Origin of the sequence: Bacillus sp. FSL W7-1582, from assembly GCF_038593325.1 — a bacterium.
Lineage (GTDB): Bacteria > Bacillota > Bacilli > Bacillales > Bacillaceae > Bacillus > Bacillus altitudinis.
The window spans coordinates 1619228-1638775 of sequence record NZ_CP151987.1; the positions used below are offsets into that span (position 1 = coordinate 1619228).

Genomic DNA, 19548 nt, shown 5'->3' on the forward strand with positions numbered 1-19548 from the left:
GAGGAATCTCATGCTCAATATACTCAAAAATTGGAAGAATCAGCAAACAGCAGCTTCCAACTTAGAAAGCCTGACAAAAGAAGACATATTAAATGGAGAAATTCCTGAACATATCGCCATTATCATGGATGGGAATGGAAGATGGGCGAAGAAACGTGCGCTTCCACGGGTAGCAGGACATCATGAAGGAATGAAAGTTGTCAAGCGCATGACCAAGCTTGCAAATGAGCTGAATGTCAAAGTGCTGACTTTGTATGCTTTCTCTACAGAAAATTGGAAACGTCCAAAATTAGAAGTAGACTTTTTAATGAAGCTTCCTGAAGAGTTTCTAAACATCTATCTGCCTGAACTCATCGAGGAAAATGTCCGTGTACGTTTAACAGGTGATCCAGACGGCCTCCCGCAGCATACGAAAAAAGCGGTAGAGAACGCAGTGAAGAGTACGGCGAATAATGACGGACTCATTTTAAATTTTGCGCTCAATTATGGAGGACGGACAGAAATTATTTCTGCATGCAGACAAATTTCTGAAAAAGTCAAAGAAGGCAAGCTTCGAGCAGAAGACATAACAGAAGAGATGTTTTCAGCTTATTTAATGACAGAATCTCTTCAAGATCCGGATTTGCTTATTCGTACGAGTGGAGAAATTAGATTAAGCAACTTTATGCTTTGGCAAATTGCATACAGCGAGTTTGTCTTTACGGATGTGCTTTGGCCTGACTTTTCTGATGAGCATCTCATAGGCGCTATCGGAGAGTACCAGCGCCGCGGCCGGAGGTTCGGTGGAATTTAGAGGGTGGTGCAGATGAAACAAAGAATTTTGACGGGTGTTCTGGCAGCTGCAGTGTTTTTACTTGCAGTGATTTATGGACAAATGCCATTTACCCTGCTGATTTATTTAATGGGAAGTGTCGCTCTCTTTGAGCTTCTTAGAATGAAAAAGATTTCGATTTTCAGCTTTCCTGGCATTGTCAGCTTAATATTGCTTTGGCTTTTAATGGGCGGAGAAAATAGCTTCTTCCCGAACGTAGACGCATCAAAAATGCAGATTGCTTTATTTGCAGTCTTAATCCTTTTAACTTATACAGTTCTGAGTAAAAACTCTTTCACATTCGATGAGGTTGCTTTTGTTATATTAGCCACATTATATATTGGCGTTAGTTTCTATTATTTTATTCAAATTAGAGGCTTGTATGGCATGAGTGCGATCTTCTTCGCAGCGGTGATTATTTGGTCCACTGACTCAGGTGCCTATTTTATTGGGAAATCTATGGGGAAACGAAAGCTTTGGCCAGAGATCAGCCCAAACAAAACAGTAGAAGGATTTATCGGCGGAATCGTCACAGCGGTCGTGCTGTCACTTGTGTTCCAGGCGGTTACAGGATTTTTGCCATCATATCTGCTTGTTATGTTTATTACTCTTTTGCTCAGTATTTTTGGACAGCTTGGCGACCTTGTGGAATCTGCTTTAAAGCGTCATTACCATGTGAAGGATTCAGGGACAATACTCCCAGGTCATGGCGGAATTTTGGACAGGTTTGACAGCTTTTTATTCGTTCTGCCGTTTTTATATTTATTGCTGGCCACGTTTGCTAGCTAACCTCATAGAAACTAATTGAACGAGAGAAGGAGTGGCAATTTGAAATATATTTCGCTATTAGGCGCAACAGGATCAATCGGAGAACAAACATTAGATGTGATCAGGCAGCATCCAGACAAATTCAAGTTGAAAGCGATGACGTTTGGCAGAAATATAGACAAGGCCATCCCTATCATTGAACAATTTCAGCCTGAATTTGTTGGATGTGTAGACGAAGCGACCTATCGCACGTTAAAAGGTCATTCATTTCAATACGATGTTAAAATGGCTGCGGGTGATGAAGCGAACATCGAAGCAGCGACCTATGATGCAGTGGATGTTGTGGTCAATGCACTGGTAGGAAGTGTCGGACTTGTGCCGACATTAAAAGCCATTGAACAAAAAAAGACGATCGCACTTGCAAATAAGGAAACACTTGTGACAGCTGGTCATATAGTAAAAGAGTACGCCAAAAAGTATGACGTTCCTTTACTTCCTGTCGATAGTGAACACTCCGCTATTTTTCAATCCCTGCAAGGTGAACAAGCTAAAAACATTGAACGCTTAATCGTCACAGCTTCAGGCGGCAGTTTCCGAGATAAAAAACGCACGGAGCTTGAAGGTGTAACGGTTGAAGAAGCGCTGAATCATCCGAACTGGTCCATGGGCGCAAAAATTACGATCGATTCAGCGACCATGATGAATAAGGGGCTTGAGGTGATTGAGGCGCATTGGCTGTTTGATATCCCATACAATCAAATTGATGTGCTGTTACATAAAGAGAGCATCATCCATTCCATGGTGGAATTCCATGACAAAAGTGTCATGGCTCAGTTAGGTACACCTGACATGAGGGTTCCGATTCAATACGCGCTCACTTACCCTGATAGAGCGCCATTAAAAGAAGCGAAATCATTAAACCTTTGGGAGATTGGACAATTAAATTTCCAAAAAGCGGATTTTGACAGGTATCGCTGCTTACATTTTGCTTATGAATCAGGTAAAATAGGAGGGACAATGCCTACTGTGCTTAATGCAGCCAATGAAATAGCTGTTGATGCATTTTTAAAAGGCAAAGTAACGTTCCTGCAAATTGAAGAATTGATTGAAAAGGCACTGAACAGACATCATGTGATTTCAACGCCTAGTTTGCAAGATATCCATGAAGTGGACAAAGATACACGAGACTTTGTTCAATCAATCCTCGCATAAGGTGGTATGTTCGTGAATACAGTGATTGCGTTTATTATTATTTTTGGAACGCTCGTTTTTTTCCACGAGCTTGGCCATTTAATTATGGCGCAGCGCGCAGGCATTTTATGCCGCGAGTTCGCAATTGGTTTTGGACCGAAGATTTTCTCCTTTAAACGAAAAGAAACCGTCTATACCATCAGACTTCTGCCAATCGGCGGATTTGTTAAAATGGCTGGAGAAGACCCTGAAGTCATTGAAATTAAACCGGGTCATACAGTGGGGCTCTTATTCAATGAGCAAAATGAAGTAGAAAAAATCATTTTAAATGATAAAGAGAAATATCCTGATGCACTTGTCATTGAAGTTGAACAAATTGATTTAGATCATGCGATGAGAATTTCAGGATATGAGGCTGGAAATGAAGACATCCTGACTGGTTACAATGTAAGCCAAACAAGCTTCTATATTGCAGATGGTGAAGAAATTCAAATTGCGCCATACAACCGTCAGTTTGGTTCAAAAACAGTATGGCAGCGTATTAAAGCCATTGCAGCTGGACCGATTATGAACTTTATCCTGGCATATGTGATTCTAGTGGCTTTAGGATTTATTCAAGGTGTAACCGTGGATGATCCTGTACTTGGTAAGCTGACAAAAGACGGCCGGGCAGCGCAAGCTGGGCTTATGCAGGGAGATCATATCGTTTCAATTAACGGGGATAAAATGAATTCTTGGACAGATGTTGTTCAAACGGTTCAAAAGAACCCAGATAAAAAAATGAATGTCGTCATTGACCGAGATGGCAAAGAAAGCACCATTCAAGTTGTACCGGAAGCTGTGAAGGCCGAAGGAAAAACCATTGGCCGTTTTGGCTCTTATCCGCCAACGGAAAATGGATTTCTCAAAGTCATTTCATCCTCAGGCACTACAGTGATATCTACAGCAGGTCTCATCTTAACGAACTTGCAAAAGATTGTCACAGGACAATTTTCATTAGATATGCTTGCAGGTCCTGTTGGAATATATGACATGACAGGAGAAGTAGCGAAACAAGGTGTGTTAACATTAATGCAGTTTGCTGCGTTTCTTAGTATCAACTTAGGGATCGTGAATTTATTACCGATTCCTGCATTAGACGGAGGAAGATTACTTTTCTTATTCGTTGAAGCCATTCGCGGCAAACCAATTAATCGTGAGAAAGAGGCACTTGTTGTCTTCATTGGTGTTGCGTTCCTCATGCTATTAATGCTAGTAGTGACATGGAATGACATCCAGCGATTATTTTTATAAAAACCATTGTCTCTTGTTTCTCATTATGGGAAACAAGAGTTTTTGTGAGAAGTCCTATTTCTTAAATGAGGTGTAACGACATGAGACAATCCCTGACTTTCATTCCAACTCTTCGAGAGGTGCCGGCAGATGCTGAGGCAAAAAGTCATCAGCTATTAGTAAGAGCTGGATTTATTAGACAAAACACGAGCGGTATCTATCATTATTTGCCGCTAGCACATAAAGTGATTCAGCACATTCAATCCATTGTTCGCAAGGAAATGGAAAAGGCGGGAGCAGCTGAGCTGTTAATGCCAGTGCTGCAGCAAGCAGAAATGTGGCAAGAGTCAGGAAGATGGTATACATACGGTCCAGAACTCATGCGTATGAAAGATCGTCACGGCCGCGAGTTTGCACTTGGCCCAACACACGAAGAAGTGATCACATCACTCGTACGCAGTGAAGTCAAATCGTATAAAAAGCTTCCTTTGACACTGTATCAAATCCAATCTAAATTCCGTGATGAACAAAGGCCTCGCTTTGGGTTATTGCGCGGACGTGAATTTATTATGAAGGACGCCTATTCATTCCACTCTTCACCAGAGAGCCTTGATGACACATACAACAAAATGTTTACAGCTTACTCGAATGTCTTTTCAAAAGTAGGTCTTAACTTTAGACCCGTCATTGCCGATTCTGGGGCAATGGGAGGAAAAGATACACATGAGTTTATGGCACTTTCAGAAGTAGGAGAAGATACAATCGCATACTCTGACACATCTTCCTACGCTGCGAACATTGAAATGGCTGAGGCTGTGTATCACGGAGAAGAAGCAAACCCTGCGGACTTCAAAGAACTCGAGAAAGTAAACACGCCGCAGGTGAAGACGATACAAGATGTTGCGTCATTCTTTGAAGTGGCTCCTTCTACATGTATCAAATCTGTCTTGTTTAAAGCGGATGATGCGTATGTACTTGTCCTGACAAGAGGCGATCATGAAGTAAATGATGTGAAAGTGAAAAACTTAGTTGGAGCACAGCTTGTAGAGCTTGCTTCACGTGAGGAAGTACTAGACGTGATCGGAACAGAACCAGGATTTGTTGGACCAGTGAAGCTTGAAGCGGAAGTAACGATTTATGCAGACCACGCTGTCAAAGGAATGACAAATGCAGTTGCAGGTGCAAATGAATCGGATTATCACTATGTCAATGTCAATCCTGCTCGTGATCTATCAGTGAAGGAATATACAGATCTTCGCTTGATTCAAGAAGGAGACGTTTCTCCAGATGGTGAAGGCACAATCCAGTTCGCAAAAGGAATTGAAGTAGGACAAGTCTTTAAGCTAGGCACACGTTATTCAGAGGCAATGGATGCAACATACCTTGATGAAAATGGACGTGCGCAGCCAATGATCATGGGCTGCTATGGTATTGGAATTTCTAGAACCCTTTCTGCGATTGTTGAACAGCATCATGATGATAAGGGGATTATTTGGCCAGAAACAGTTGCGCCATATGATCTTCATCTACTTGCCTTAAATATGAAAAACGATGCACAAAAGGAACTGGCTGAAACGTTGTATGAGCGTTTACAGGAAGAGGGCTATGATGTCCTTTTCGATGACCGCCAAGAGCGAGCAGGCGTCAAATTTGCCGACAGTGACTTAATTGGACTGCCAATTCGCATTAGCTGCGGGAAACGTTCAGAAGAAGGTATTGTCGAAGTGAAATTCAGAAAATCAGGTGAATCACACGAAGTATCTGTTGATGAACTGATTTCATTTATACGCCAAGCATAAAAAACGAACAAAAAAATGAAGGTACCTCCTGCAAAAAAGAGGTACCTTTCTGATTTACAAAAGGAGGGTCCTGTCTTGGATGAACAATTACCGATTACCCGGCGGCAATTTCATATATTACTCAATCAGATTCAAATGACAGATGATGACCTCAGTCGTTACTTTGAAGAAGGCGAGATCGTCAAATTGACGGTGCATAAGGCGGCAAAAACATGGCATTTCCATTTTAAATTTAAGGCGCTTTTGCCTTACCAAGTATATGCAATGTTTTTAAGCAGGCTGACAAATGCATTTTCTCATATCGCACAAGTCACTTGTACGATTGAAGTCAATGATCCGCACATATCTGAAGAGCTCGTTCAATCGTATTGGTCCCATTGTGTGGAAGAGCTTCAAGGAATTTCTCCCCCAATCATCAGCTTGCTTCAACAGCAAAAACCAGCGCTGTCTGGACATAAGATCATCATCAAAACAAAAAGCGAAACTGAGGCTCTGGCCATCAAGAAGAAATATAGCCCAATGCTTCAGGCTGCATTTAAACAAGTTGGTTTTCCAGAACTTCAATTTGATACAGAAATTTTTGTATCAGATCAAGAGATTCAGAAGTTCAGAGAACAAAAACTTGCTGAAGATCAAGAAAGAGCCATGCAAGCCCTTGTTGAGATGGAGAAGAAGGAAAGTGAGGATCAAGAGGAAGCTCCTTCTGGCCCTCTGATGATTGGCTATCAAATCAAAGACAATGAAGAAATACGTACGCTTGATAGTATTATGGACGAAGAAAGACGAATCACCGTCCAAGGGTACGTGTTCGATGCAGAAACGCGCGAACTAAAAAGCGGCAGAACCCTTTGTATCTTTAAAATTACCGATTATACAAATAGTATTTTGATCAAAATGTTTGCGAGAGAAAAAGAAGATGCTCAGCTCATGAAATCCTTGAAAAAAGGGATGTGGGTTAAAGCAAGAGGAAGCATTCAAAACGATACGTTTGTGAGAGATCTTGTCATGATCGCAAATGACGTCAATGAAATGAAACCTCAGCTGAAAGAAGATACTGCACCTGAGGGAGAAAAGCGTGTTGAGCTTCATTTGCATTCGCCAATGAGCCAGATGGATGCTGTCACTGGCATCGGTAAACTTGTTGAACAAGCAAAAAAATGGGGGCATGAGGCCATTGCTCTGACAGATCACGCCGTTGTACAATCCTTTCCAGATGCGTATGCAGCAAGTAAAAAGCATGGCATCAAAATGATGTACGGGGTGGAAATCAATTTAGTCGATGACGGGGTACCGATTGCGTATAATCCAGAGCACCGCTTGTTAGAAGATGCGACGTTTGTCGTATTTGATGTTGAGACAACAGGACTCTCTGCTGTGTATGATACGATCATTGAGCTTGCAGCCGTGAAAATCAAAGGCGGGGAAATCATTGACCGCTTTGAGGCATTTGCAAACCCTCATCATCCGTTATCAGCAACAACCATTGAACTAACCGGTATCACGGACGACATGGTGAGAGATGCACCAGATGTGGTCGATGTTGTTCGGGATTTCAAAGAGTGGATTGGACAAGATATCCTTGTTGCTCACAATGCGAGCTTTGATATGGGCTTTTTAAATGCAGCATATAAGCGACTATTAAAAACAGATAAAGCGTCAAACCCTGTCATTGATACACTAGAACTCGGCCGATTCCTTTATCCTGAATTTAAAAATCACCGGCTGAACACCCTGTGTAAAAAGTTCGATATTGAACTCACGCAGCATCACCGGGCGATTTATGATGCAGAAGCAACTGGTTACCTCATGCTGAAGATGCTAAAAGATGCGGCTGAAAAAGAGATTGCCTACCACGATCAATTGAATGAAAACATGGGGCAGTCCAATGCGTATCAGCGCTCACGTCCTTACCATGCAACAGTGATTGCACAAAATGAGACGGGTCTAAAGAATTTATTTAAGCTTGTTTCACTTTCTCATATTCATTATTTCTACCGCGTGCCGCGTATCCCTCGCTCACAGCTTGAGAAATATCGAGAAGGTTTAATTGTTGGGTCTGCTTGTGATAAGGGTGAAGTGTTTGAAGGGATGATGCAGAAGTCACCTGATGAGGTAGAAGACATTGCCGCATTTTACGACTATTTAGAAGTTCATCCGCCAGAAGTGTATCAGCATTTACTCCAGCTGGAGCTTGTTCGGGATGAACGTGCATTAAAAGAGATCATCACAAACATTGTGAAACTTGGTGAAAAACTGAATAAACCAGTCGTGGCGACTGGAAATGTGCACTACCTGCATCCAGAAGACAAAATTTATCGCAAAATCTTAATTTCATCACAAGGCGGGGCGAATCCGCTTAATCGTCATGAACTGCCAAAAGTTCATTTTAGAACAACTGATGAAATGCTAGAAGCATTCTCTTTCCTTGGAGACGAGAAGGCGAAAGAGATTGTAGTGACGAATACGCAAAAAGTATCTGAGATGGTCGAAAGTATTAAACCAATCAAAGACGATCTTTATACACCAAAAATCGAAGGTGCAGATGAAGAAATTCGGGAAATGAGCTATAACATGGCTCGCAGCATCTACGGTGACGATTTACCGAAAATTGTAGAAGACCGGATTGAGAAAGAATTAAAGAGTATTATTGGTCACGGTTTCGCTGTTATTTATTTAATTTCTCATAAGCTTGTTAAGAAATCACTTGATGATGGATATCTAGTTGGTTCAAGGGGATCAGTTGGTTCATCTCTCGTTGCGACATTAACAGAGATTACAGAAGTAAACCCGCTTGCGCCGCACTATGTATGTCCAAGTTGCAAGCACTCTGAGTTCTTTAATGACGGATCGGTTGGCTCAGGATTTGACCTTCCTGATAAAGACTGTCCTGAATGCGGGACGCCGTATAAAAAAGATGGACACGATATTCCGTTTGAAACGTTCTTAGGTTTTAAAGGAGATAAAGTGCCTGATATCGACTTGAACTTCTCAGGAGAATATCAGCCGATTGCCCATAACTATACGAAAGAGCTGTTTGGTGAAGAGTATGTATACCGGGCAGGTACAATCGGTACCGTTGCAGAAAAAACGGCATATGGTTATGTGAAAGGCTACGCAGGAGATCATAACCTTCATATGAGAGGTGCTGAAATTGACCGGCTCGTACAGGGCTGTACGGGCGTCAAACGGACAACGGGCCAACATCCAGGCGGTATTATCGTAGTGCCGGATTATATGGACATTTACGATTTCTCACCAATTCAATATCCAGCAGATGCGACAGGTTCTGATTGGAAAACGACGCATTTTGATTTCCATTCAATCCATGATAACTTGCTGAAACTAGATATTCTTGGACACGATGATCCAACGGTCATTCGGATGCTTCAGGACTTGAGTGGAATTGATCCAAAAACGATTCCGACAGATGATCCTGAGGTCATGAAAATCTTCCAAGGAACGGAACCTCTCGGTGTCACAGAAGAACAAATTGGATGTAAAACGGGAACACTTGGGATTCCAGAGTTTGGCACAAGGTTTGTTCGTCAGATGCTTGAAGATACAAAACCGACAACCTTCTCGGAGCTTGTTCAGATCTCTGGTCTATCTCACGGTACAGATGTATGGCTCGGCAACGCCCAAGAGCTGATTCATAATAAAACATGTGAACTAAGCGAAGTGATTGGCTGTCGTGATGATATTATGGTCTATCTGATTTATCAAGGTTTAGAGCCGTCACTTGCCTTTAAAATCATGGAATCTGTTCGTAAAGGGAAGGGACTTCCTCCTGAATGGGAAGAAGAAATGAAGAATAATAACGTACCGAACTGGTACATTGATTCTTGTAAAAAGATTAAATACATGTTCCCTAAAGCCCACGCGGCTGCTTATGTATTAATGGCCGTTCGAATTGCTTATTTCAAGGTGCACCATGCACTTCTGTACTATGCGGCTTATTTTACCGTTCGTGCTGATGATTTTGATATCGAAACGATGACAAAAGGATCGAATGCGATTCGAGCGGTCATGGACGATATTAACTCAAAAGGTCTTGATGCATCACCGAAAGAGAAGAACCTATTAACTGTACTAGAGCTTGCACTTGAAATGTGTGAAAGAGGCTATCACTTTAAAAAAGTAGACCTATACCGATCAAGTGCCACTGAGTTTATCATTGATGGAGACGGGCTAATCCCGCCATTCAACTCCATCCCTGGACTCGGAACAAACGTTGCGTTAAATATTGTACGCGCACGCCAAGATGGTGAATTCCTTTCAAAAGAAGATTTACAAAAACGAGGAAAAGTGTCTAAGACCATCCTTGAGTATTTGGATCGTCAAGGCTGCTTAGAAGCACTTCCTGATCAAAACCAGCTTTCTTTGTTCTAATGTGAAAAATGAAGAGCGCCCTTAAAGGGCGTTCTTTTTTTGTATATACAATAATATTATTATGTTAACTAAATGTTTTAACTGGAATTATTTTCTTGTTGATTCATATATCTTGATTTAACGTCGTGTTTTGAGAGAAGAGATTGTATGTCATTCTTTCTACCCAAATAGAGCAAAAAAGAGAATTTAGCCGTCTGAAATGTTCTCATACGACATATGATCATTTTGGGTACAGTCACATGAAGAATCAAGGAGAAAACCCTCGGTGAGCGTCAAGCTGATGGCTGTTTACTATGCACATTTTTGAAACATGCTTGATTCTTTTCAACACTGTACAAAACACGAACGGAATAACAAGGAGGTGGTCATTTCTTGTTCAATGTTTCACGTTTAAGAAAAAAGAAGGGGTGAGAAGTAGGTACATGTCAGATTACAACTATGTAGAGGTGCTTCAAAAATCCATTTTGTTTTACGAAGCCCAGCGTTCCGGAAAGCTTCCTGAAAGCAATCGTCTTAACTGGCGAGGGGATTCTGGACTAGAGGATGGGAAAGATGTTGGTCATGATTTAACAGGAGGCTGGTACGATGCTGGTGATCATGTGAAGTTCGGACTTCCGATGGCTTACTCGGCAGCCGTGCTTGCATGGACAGTCTATGAGTACCGAGAAGCTTACGAAGAGGCAGAGCTGCTTGATGATATGTTAGATCAAATCAAGTGGGCAACCGATTATTTTTTGAAAGCCCATACAGGTCCAAATGAATTTTGGGCACAAGTAGGCGATGGGAACGCGGATCATGGCTGGTGGGGTCCAGCAGAAGTGATGCCGATGAACCGGCCGGCATTTAAAATTGATGAACATTGTCCAGGAACAGAAGTAGCCGCCCAAACCGCAGCCGCTTTAGCAGCAGGTTCAATTATTTTTAAAGAAACTGATGCGCCTTATGCAGCAAAGCTTCTCACCCATGCAAAACAGCTTTATGCATTTGCTGACCAATATCGCGGTGAGTATACAGATTGTGTCACCAATGCGCAGCCATTTTATAACTCTTGGAGTGGCTATATTGATGAGCTCATTTGGGGTGGAATATGGCTCTACTTGGCGACAAATGACCAGACCTATTTAAACAAAGCACTAAAAGCAGTAGAAGAATGGCCGAAGGATTGGGACTATACGTTTACGATGTCGTGGGACAATACCTTTTTTGCTTCGCAAATTTTACTTGCGAGAATCACAAAGGAGAAAAGGTTTATCGAATCGACGGAGCGTAATCTCGATTACTGGTCGACGGGTTTTGTTCAAAATGGAAAAGTAGAAAGAATCACTTATACGCCTGGCGGACTAGCGTGGTTAGATCAATGGGGTTCTCTTCGTTATACAGCAAATGCTGCATTTTTAGCGTTTGTGTACGCAGATTGGGTCTCTGATCAAGAAAAAAAGAATCGATACCAAACGTTTGCGATCAGGCAAACACACTATATGTTAGGGGATAATCCGCAAAATAGAAGCTATGTCGTTGGGTTTGGCAAAAATCCGCCGATGCATCCACACCATCGAACTGCACATGGCTCATGGTCTAATCAGCTGACAACTCCTTCTTCTCATCGGCACACGCTTTATGGAGCGCTTGTTGGGGGGCCTAATGCACAGGATCAGTATACCGATGACATCTCTGACTATGTATCAAACGAGGTAGCAACAGACTATAATGCCGCCTTTACTGGAAATGTAGCCAAAATGGTACAGCTGTTTGGTCAGGGGCAGTCAAAACTGCCGAATTTTCCGCCTAAAGAAAAAGTGGAAGATGAGTTTTTTGTAGAGGCAGCTGTCATGAGTAACGATACAACATCTACTCAGATCAAAGCCATTCTATACAATCGATCAGGCTGGCCGGCCAGAAGTAGTCAATCACTTTCTTTTAGATATTATGTCAATCTGAGCGAGATATTTGCGAAGGGATTCACTGATAAAGATATTCAAGTGACAGCTGTCTACAATGAAGGCGCTTCCTTATCTCCGTTAACGGTGTATGACGCATCATCCCATATCTATTTTACAGAAATCGATTTTACTGGCGTAGCTATTTTTCCAGGAGGCGAATCGCTTCATAAGAAGGAAATACAGTTCCGGTTATCTGCGCCAAATGGTGCGAATATATGGGATGCCTCAAATGATTATTCCTTTCAAGGATTAACATCCAATATGCAAAAAACAGCGAGAATTCCTGTTTTTGATCAAGGTGATTTAGTATTTGGTACGCTTCCGAATAAATAAATATAAAGGGTGAGGACATGACAAATAAAGAACGGTTTTTAACACTTTATCATCAAATGAAAAACGATGCGAATGGATATTTTTCAAAAGAAGGCATTCCGTATCATTCCGTTGAAACACTCATTTGTGAGGCACCTGATTACGGGCATATGACAACTTCAGAAGCTTACAGCTATTGGTTATGGCTTGAAGCATTGTATGGTCACTACACAGGCGATTGGAGCAAACTAGAAGCGGCTTGGGATAATATGGAGAAGTTTATCATTCCAGTAAACGAAGATGGACATGACGAACAGCCGCATATGAGCTCTTACAATCCATCCAGCCCAGCCACATACGCTTCAGAAAAACCATATCCAGATCAATATCCGAGCCAGTTGACGGGTGCTCGCCCTGCTGGTCAAGATCCAATTGATCAAGAACTGAGGTCAACTTACGGAACGAATGAAACGTATTTAATGCACTGGCTTCTTGATGTAGACAACTGGTATGAATATGGGAATTTGCTCAACCCATCACATATAGCCGCATATGTAAACACATTCCAGCGGGGTCCGCAAGAATCCGTATGGGAGGCCATCCCTCATCCATCACAAGATGATAAAACAGCCGGAAAGCCCAATGAAGGTTTCATGAGCTTGTTCACAAAAGAAAATCAAGCGCCAGCCGCCCAGTGGCGCTACACAAATGCGACGGACGCTGATGCACGTGCGATACAGGCAATGTATTGGGCAAAGGAACTTGGCTATAATGGGTCAGCCTATCTTAATAAAGCGAAAAAGATGGGTGATTTCCTTCGCTACGGAATGTATGATAAATATTTTCAAACAATTGGAAGCGGCAAGCAAGGTAATCCGTATCCTGGAAATGGAAAAAGTGCATGTCATCACTTAATGGCGTGGTACACCTCTTGGGGCGGGGGACTTGGAGAATATGCGAATTGGTCATGGCGTATCGGAGCGAGCCATTGTCATCAAGGGTATCAAAACCCAGTCGCTGCCTACGCTTTATCCTCAGATAAGGGAGGCTTAAAGCCATCGTCACCAACTGCTGCAAGTGATTGGGAAAAGACGTTAAAGAGACAGCTTGAATTTTACGTCTGGCTTCAATCAAAAGAGGGAGCGATTGCAGGAGGTGCTACCAACAGCTGGAATGGAGACTATAGCGCTTATCCTGCAGGAAGAAGCACATTTTATGATATGGCTTATGAAGATGCGCCTGTTTACCATGATCCTCCGTCCAATAACTGGTTTGGAATGCAAGCATGGCCGATTGAGCGTGTAGCAGAGCTTTATTATATCTTTGCAAAAGATGGCGACAAAACATCTGAAAATTTCCAAATGGCCAAATCTGTCATCACAAAATGGGTCAACTATTCACTAGATTATATTTTTATTGGCACGCGTCCTGTGTCGGATCAAGATGGGTATTTTTTAGATGGTCAGGGTCAAAGGATTCTAGGGGGGGCAAATGTGGCTGTTGCTACGACGAGTGCACCCGGAGAGTTTTGGATTCCTGGGAATATAGAATGGAGCGGTCAGCCTGACACTTGGAGCGGATTCCAATCTGCAACAGGTAATCCAAATTTAACGGCAGTTACAAAAGATCCTACTCAAGATACTGGTGTACTGGGCAGTCTCATCAAAGCGCTCACATTCTTTGCTGCTGCAACACAGAAAGAGACAGGGAACTACACAGCACTTGGCATAAGAGCAAAAGAGACAGCGGCACAGCTCCTTGAGGTTGCTTGGAATTACAATGATGGTGTAGGGATTGTGACAGAGGAAGACAGAGAAGACTACCACCGTTTCTTTAAAAAAGAAGTGTACTTCCCAAATGGCTGGAACGGAACATTTGGTCAAGGAAATCAGATCCCTGGTTCCAGCACCATTCCTTCTGACCCGCAGCGAGGAGGTAACGGAGTGTATACGAGCTTTGCAGATCTTCGTCCGAAAATCAAGCAAGACCCAGCTTGGTCAGCCCTGGAGAGTAAATATCAATCATCTTTTAATGAAGCAACAGGCAAATGGGAAAACGGAGCGCCAAGTTTCACCTATCACCGTTTCTGGTCGCAAGTTGATATGGCTACAGCTTATGCAGAATACCATCGTCTCATAAACGAATAGAACGTAGTACAGCTGCCGGCTTTTTTAGTCGGCGGTCTTCTCATAAGATAAATGAAGTGAAAGCAAAGGTGATGTCATTATGGTTAAAAAGAAAGAATTTATGAATCATTCATCGAATGGCGGATCACAGGAACAAGAAAATCAAAGCTGGAGAAAAGAAGCAAATGATCGAATCTTACAACATAGACAAAGAGAGCTTGTCATAAACGTCATCAATAAGGAAAAAAAGCCAGTTGCCGGAGTAGAGGTGGAAATAAAACAAATCAGACATGAATTTGCATTTGGTTCAGCAATGAATGACCAAGTACTATTCAATCAAAGGTATGCTGATTTTTTTGTTCAACATTTTAATTGGGCTGTGTTTGAAAATGAGGCAAAATGGTATGCAAATGAGCCTGAACGAGGGAAAATAACCTACGAAAAAGCAGATGCCATGCTGAATTTTGCCAATAGACACCAAATTCCAGTGAGGGGGCACGCCTTATTTTGGGAGGTAGAGGATGCCAATCCAAACTGGCTGAAATCATTACCGAATCATGAAGTATATGAAGCTATGAAAAGGCGGCTTGAACATGCAGGGAATCATTTTAAAGGAAAATTCCGTCATTGGGATGTAAACAACGAAATGATGCATGGTTCATTTTTTAAAGACCGGTTTGGGAAACAGATTTGGAAATGGATGTATGAAGAAACGAAGAAAATTGACCCTCAAGCCTTGTTGTTTGTCAATGATTATAATGTAATCTCATACGGCGAACATCATGCATATAAAGCACATATCAATGAACTTCGTCAGTTGGGGGCACCAGTTGAGGCTATTGGAGTTCAAGGTCACTTTGAAGATCGAGTGGATCCAGTCGTTGTAAAACAAAGACTAGATGTGCTTGCTGAGCTTGGTCTACCGATATGGGTGACAGAGTATGACTCTGTTCATCCGGATGCCAATAGACGAGCGGATAACTTAGAAGCTTTATATCGGGTAGCCTTTAGTCATCCAGCTGTAAAAGGTGTGCTGATGTGGGGATTTTGGGCGGGTGCTCATTGGAGAGGTGAGCACGCAGCCATCGTGAATCATGATTGGTCGTTAAATGAAGCAGGCAGGCGTTATGAAAAGCTACTACAGGAATGGACGACACAAAGAGTGGAAAAAACAGATGCGAATGGCCAAGTGACATGTCCAGCGTTTCACGGGACGTATGAGGTTCGAATTGGTGAAGTAAGTAAAATGTTGCAGCAGCAGACGATTGAACTTGATTCAACTAAACAAACACCGCTGCAACTAGATATCATCGTACCAGTAGAATAAGGGATTGTGAGGAGAATGGAATGAAAAAATGGGTTCAACGGGTGGCTTGTTTTATGCTGCTGATCACTTTATGGGCGGGTTGGTTCACTCTGACCGTAAAGGCCTCCTCCTATGTGCAAACATCTGGTACACATTTTGTATTGAACAACCACCCATTTTACTTTGCTGGCACAAATAATTATTATTTTCATTACAAATCAAAAAAGATGGTAGATGCTGTTTTTGACGATATGAAGGCAATGGATTTAAAGGTTATTCGTATTTGGGGATTTCACGATGGTACCCCTCAAGAAAACTCAGTCTTACAATCTCGTCCAGGTGTTTATGAAGAATCCGGTTTTCAAAAACTAGACTATGCGATTTATAAAGCAGGGCAGGAAGGAATCAAGCTGGTCATCCCATTCGTGAACAATTGGGATGACTTTGGCGGGATGAATCAATATGTGAAGTGGTTTCAGGCAGGATCACATGATCACTTTTATACAGATCCTCGGATTAAAACAGCTTACAAAAACTATGTGCGCTATGTATTAGAGAGAACCAATACGTACTCAGGTGTTCAATATAAAGATGATCCTGCTATTATGACATGGGAGCTCGCCAATGAGCCGCGCGCTCAGTCAGACCCTTCGGGAGATATACTAGTAAACTGGGCAGATGAAATGAGTGCATGGATCAAATCAATTGACTCGAATCATCTTGTTGCTGTAGGAGACGAAGGGTTCTTTCGCATGACAGGTCATGATGATTGGTTTTACAGTGGAGGAGAAGGTGTTGATTGGGATCGTTTGACTGCTCTCCCTCATATTGATTATGGAACCTATCATTTATACCCGGATCACTGGAATCAGTCTGCTGCATGGGGAGTGAAATGGATCAAAGATCATATCACCCGAGGAAACGCAATCGGAAAACCTGTTGTATTAGAAGAGTTTGGCTATCAAAATCAAGCAGCCCGTCCTGATGTATATGATAGCTGGCTGAAGACAATTGAACAGCTCGGAGGCGCAGGTAGCCAATTTTGGATTTTAACAAGCATTCAAGACGATGATTCCCTCTACCCGGATTATGATGGTTTTCGAGTTTTAAAGGAGAGCCGGGAGGCAGGAATTATTCGTGAACACGCCAAAAGAATGAATGAAAAGAACTGATGAAGAATGCCTGTTTATAAGGAACTTCATTTGCATAAAAAAATTGGATATGGTATAGTTTTTATGGAAATGCTAACGATTACCGAGACAAGAGTGGGGAAACCCGCTCTTTTGTATTGAACAGGCAATTTTTGTCTCGACATTATTCATCCGTTTTCTGCTCCCCCTGCTCACAATAAAGCAGGGTTTTTATGCAGAATGATTGATAAGAGCGTTTATCGAAAGCACAAGGAGGAAGAGAATGAGCAAAAAAGTAGTGGATATCGTAAGCGACATGGTGCAGCCAATTTTAGATGGCTTACAGCTTGAACTCGTTGATGTTGAATTTGTCAAAGAGGGTCAAAACTGGTTCCTTCGCGTATTTATTGACTCTGATAAAGGCGTCGATATCGAGGAGTGTGCCAAAGTGAGCGAAGCCTTGAGCGAAAAGCTTGATGAGGCAGATCCAATTAGCCAAAACTACTTTCTTGAAGTGTCCTCTCCTGGAGCGGAGCGCCCATTAAAGAAAAAAGCTGATTTTGAAAAAGCACTTGGAAAAAATGTTTTCATGAAAACATACGAACCAATTGATGGTGAAAAGGCATTTGAAGGTGAGCTTACAAGCTTTGATGGTGAGATTGCAACAGTGACAGTGAAGATCAAGACAAGAAAGAAAGAGATCAATATTCCATACGAAAAAATCGCTAACGCAAGATTAGCAGTTTCGTTCAATTAACCTTTTCATTGATATAAGGGGGAACCATAAAAATGAGTAGTGAGTTGTTAGATGCCCTGACTGTTCTTGAGAAAGAGAAGGGCATTAGTAAAGAAATTATTATTGAAGCGATAGAAGCTGCACTCATTTCTGCATACAAGCGTAATTTTAATCAAGCACAAAATGTGCGTGTTGATTTGAACCGTGAAACGGGAACGATTCGCGTATTCGCAAGAAAAGATGTTGTAGATGAAGTGTATGATTCTCGCCTTGAAATCTCTGTAGATGATGCAGCAAATATGAACCCGAATTACATGGTTGGTGACGTGGTTGAAATTGAAGTCACACCAAAAGATTTCGGACGCATTGCAGCTCAGACAGCGAAACAAGTCGTGACGCAGCGAGTGAGAGAAGCAGAGCGAGGTGTGATTTACACTGAGTTTATCGATCGTGAGGAAGACATCATGACGGGAATCGTTCAGCGAATTGACAGTAAATTCATTTACGTGTCACTTGGCAAAATCGAAGCCCTTCTTCCGGTAAACGAACAAATGCCAAATGAGGACTACAAACCACATGACCGCATTAAAGTGTTCATTACGAAAGTAGAAAAAACAACAAAAGGACCACAAATTTATGTATCAAGAACACACCCAGGTCTTTTAAAGCGTTTATTTGAAATCGAAGTGCCAGAAATTTATGATGGTACTGTAGAGCTTAAATCTGTCGCTAGAGAAGCAGGGGACCGTTCTAAAATATCTGTTCGTACAGATGATCCTGATGTTGATCCAGTTGGTTCTTGTGTAGGACCTAAAGGTCAGCGTGTACAAGCAATTGTCAATGAGCTGAAAGGCGAAAAAATTGACATTGTTCATTGGTCTAATGACCCTGTTGAATTTGTTGCCAATGCGTTAAGTCCATCAAAAGTTCTTGATGTCATTGTAAATGAAGAAGATAAGGCGACAACTGTCATTGTCCCTGATTATCAGCTGTCATTAGCCATTGGTAAAAGAGGTCAAAATGCGCGTCTTGCAGCGAAATTAACGAGCTGGAAGATTGACATTAAAAGCGAAACAGATGCAAGAGAACTCGGTATTTTCCCAAGAACTGAAGACTCTGAATCTCTTTTCTTAGAGGCTGAACCAGTAGCTGAGGAATCTGACGAATAAGAGGTGATATAAAAGGTGAAAAGCCGAAAAAAAATCCCGCTTAGAAAATGCGTCGTGACGGGAGAAATGAAACCAAAGAAAGAACTGATTCGCGTTGTTCGTTCAAAAGAAGGTGAAGTGTCTGTTGACGCAACCGGAAAAATGAACGGGCGCGGCGCTTACCTTTCTCTCGATAAAGAAACCATTCTTGCGGCGAAGAACAAACGTAGTTTACAGCAGCAATTTCAGACACAGATTGACGAACACATTTTTGAAGAATTACTAGAACTAGCTGAAAAGGTGAAAAAACCGAATGACTGAATCTGAATGGTATCCTTTGCTTGGTCTAGCAAATCGAGCTCGTAAAGTCGTGTCAGGAGAAGATCTGGTGATCAAAGAAATTAGACATGCGCGTGCTAAGCTGGTTCTTCTTGCAGCAGATGCCTCATCCAACACAGAGAAAAAGGTATCTGACAAATGCAAATTTTACAATGTTCCGGTTAGAAAAGTTGAAGACCGTTCCGTTCTCGGACGTTCTATAGGGAAGGAAGCTCGCGTAGTTGTCGCTGTCACTGACCAAGGCTTCGCTAAGAAGCTCATAAGCTTGCTCGATTAATTTA

Annotated in this window: 14 protein-coding genes; all 14 read left to right on the forward strand. The window is 42.1% G+C overall.

The genetic code is table 11. The annotated features are described in order from the left end of the window. Positions 1–10: 10 nt before the first annotated feature. The 14 genes from NSQ11_RS08310 (at position 11) to NSQ11_RS08375 (ending at position 19544) form a co-directional block, all read left to right on the forward strand. The gene (locus NSQ11_RS08310) at positions 11–793 is read left to right on the forward strand and encodes an isoprenyl transferase (protein WP_007499552.1); all 783 of its coding nucleotides are present in this window, start codon (positions 11–13) and stop codon (positions 791–793) included. Between the two features lie 12 nt (positions 794–805). Further along, positions 806–1600 carry a phosphatidate cytidylyltransferase gene (locus NSQ11_RS08315; RefSeq protein WP_007499550.1) on the forward strand — a complete coding sequence of 265 codons (795 nt, stop codon included), beginning with the start codon at positions 806–808 and terminating at the stop codon, positions 1598–1600. Positions 1601–1639: 39 nt separating this feature from the next. Next, entirely contained in the window at positions 1640–2791 is a 1152-nt protein-coding gene (gene dxr, locus NSQ11_RS08320; RefSeq protein ID WP_017367255.1) for a 1-deoxy-D-xylulose-5-phosphate reductoisomerase, read from the forward strand. A 6-nt stretch (positions 2792–2797) separates the two neighbouring features. After that, entirely contained in the window at positions 2798–4063 is a 1266-nt protein-coding gene (gene rseP, locus NSQ11_RS08325; RefSeq protein ID WP_007499546.1) for an RIP metalloprotease RseP, read from the forward strand. An 80-nt stretch (positions 4064–4143) separates the two neighbouring features. Further along, positions 4144–5841 carry a proline--tRNA ligase gene (locus NSQ11_RS08330; RefSeq protein ID WP_216099257.1) on the forward strand — a complete coding sequence of 566 codons (1698 nt, stop codon included), beginning with the start codon at positions 4144–4146 and terminating at the stop codon, positions 5839–5841. Positions 5842–5976: 135 nt separating this feature from the next. Continuing rightward, positions 5977–10230 (forward strand): PolC-type DNA polymerase III, encoded by a 4254-nt coding sequence (locus NSQ11_RS08335; RefSeq protein WP_231131729.1) that lies wholly within the window; start codon positions 5977–5979, stop codon positions 10228–10230. Between the two features lie 422 nt (positions 10231–10652). Further along, the gene (locus NSQ11_RS08340) at positions 10653–12503 is read left to right on the forward strand and encodes a glycoside hydrolase family 9 protein (protein ID WP_035392050.1); all 1851 of its coding nucleotides are present in this window, start codon (positions 10653–10655) and stop codon (positions 12501–12503) included. 17 nt (positions 12504–12520) lie between these two features. After that, positions 12521–14629: a glycoside hydrolase family 48 protein gene (locus NSQ11_RS08345; protein WP_342501332.1), complete on the forward strand. Its 2109-nt coding sequence runs from the start codon at positions 12521–12523 to the stop codon at positions 14627–14629. A 79-nt stretch (positions 14630–14708) separates the two neighbouring features. Further along, positions 14709–15935, forward strand: a complete 1227-nt coding sequence (locus NSQ11_RS08350; RefSeq protein WP_046343548.1) for an endo-1,4-beta-xylanase — start codon at positions 14709–14711, stop codon at positions 15933–15935. A gap of 20 nt (positions 15936–15955) precedes the next feature. Beyond that, a complete protein-coding gene (locus NSQ11_RS08355) occupies positions 15956–17086 on the forward strand; it encodes a cellulase family glycosylhydrolase (protein WP_035700780.1) in 1131 nt (376 codons plus the stop codon). Between the two features lie 241 nt (positions 17087–17327). Further along, a complete protein-coding gene (gene rimP, locus NSQ11_RS08360) occupies positions 17328–17801 on the forward strand; it encodes a ribosome maturation factor RimP (RefSeq protein ID WP_008344744.1) in 474 nt (157 codons plus the stop codon). A 32-nt stretch (positions 17802–17833) separates the two neighbouring features. After that, positions 17834–18949: a transcription termination factor NusA gene (nusA, locus tag NSQ11_RS08365; protein ID WP_003211013.1), complete on the forward strand. Its 1116-nt coding sequence runs from the start codon at positions 17834–17836 to the stop codon at positions 18947–18949. Positions 18950–18964: 15 nt separating this feature from the next. After that, complete coding sequence (locus tag NSQ11_RS08370; protein ID WP_008344742.1) at positions 18965–19249, forward strand: YlxR family protein; 285 nt, start codon at positions 18965–18967, stop codon at positions 19247–19249. Continuing rightward, positions 19242–19544, forward strand: coding sequence for a YlxQ family RNA-binding protein (locus NSQ11_RS08375; RefSeq protein WP_007499528.1), 303 nt, complete (start codon positions 19242–19244; stop codon positions 19542–19544). Before NSQ11_RS08370 ends, NSQ11_RS08375 begins: the two co-directional genes overlap by 8 nt. The last annotated feature ends 4 nt before the right edge of the window (positions 19545–19548 follow it).

Excerpts from the sequence above, each read along its gene's own strand:
- NSQ11_RS08310 (WP_007499552.1), top strand. The coding sequence starts at position 11 with ATGCTCAATATACTCAAAAATTGGAAGAATCAGCAAACAGCAGCTTCC.
- NSQ11_RS08315 (WP_007499550.1), top strand. The coding sequence starts at position 806 with ATGAAACAAAGAATTTTGACGGGTGTTCTGGCAGCTGCAGTGTTTTTA.
- rseP (WP_007499546.1), top strand. The coding sequence starts at position 2,798 with ATGTTCGTGAATACAGTGATTGCGTTTATTATTATTTTTGGAACGCTC.
- NSQ11_RS08330 (WP_216099257.1), top strand. The coding sequence starts at position 4,144 with ATGAGACAATCCCTGACTTTCATTCCAACTCTTCGAGAGGTGCCGGCA.
- NSQ11_RS08335 (WP_231131729.1), top strand. The coding sequence starts at position 5,977 with ATGACAGATGATGACCTCAGTCGTTACTTTGAAGAAGGCGAGATCGTC.
- NSQ11_RS08340 (WP_035392050.1), top strand. The coding sequence starts at position 10,653 with ATGTCAGATTACAACTATGTAGAGGTGCTTCAAAAATCCATTTTGTTT.
- NSQ11_RS08345 (WP_342501332.1), top strand. The coding sequence starts at position 12,521 with ATGACAAATAAAGAACGGTTTTTAACACTTTATCATCAAATGAAAAAC.
- NSQ11_RS08350 (WP_046343548.1), top strand. The coding sequence starts at position 14,709 with ATGGTTAAAAAGAAAGAATTTATGAATCATTCATCGAATGGCGGATCA.
- NSQ11_RS08355 (WP_035700780.1), top strand. The coding sequence starts at position 15,956 with ATGAAAAAATGGGTTCAACGGGTGGCTTGTTTTATGCTGCTGATCACT.
- rimP (WP_008344744.1), top strand. The coding sequence starts at position 17,328 with ATGAGCAAAAAAGTAGTGGATATCGTAAGCGACATGGTGCAGCCAATT.
- nusA (WP_003211013.1), top strand. The coding sequence starts at position 17,834 with ATGAGTAGTGAGTTGTTAGATGCCCTGACTGTTCTTGAGAAAGAGAAG.
- NSQ11_RS08375 (WP_007499528.1), top strand. The coding sequence starts at position 19,242 with ATGACTGAATCTGAATGGTATCCTTTGCTTGGTCTAGCAAATCGAGCT.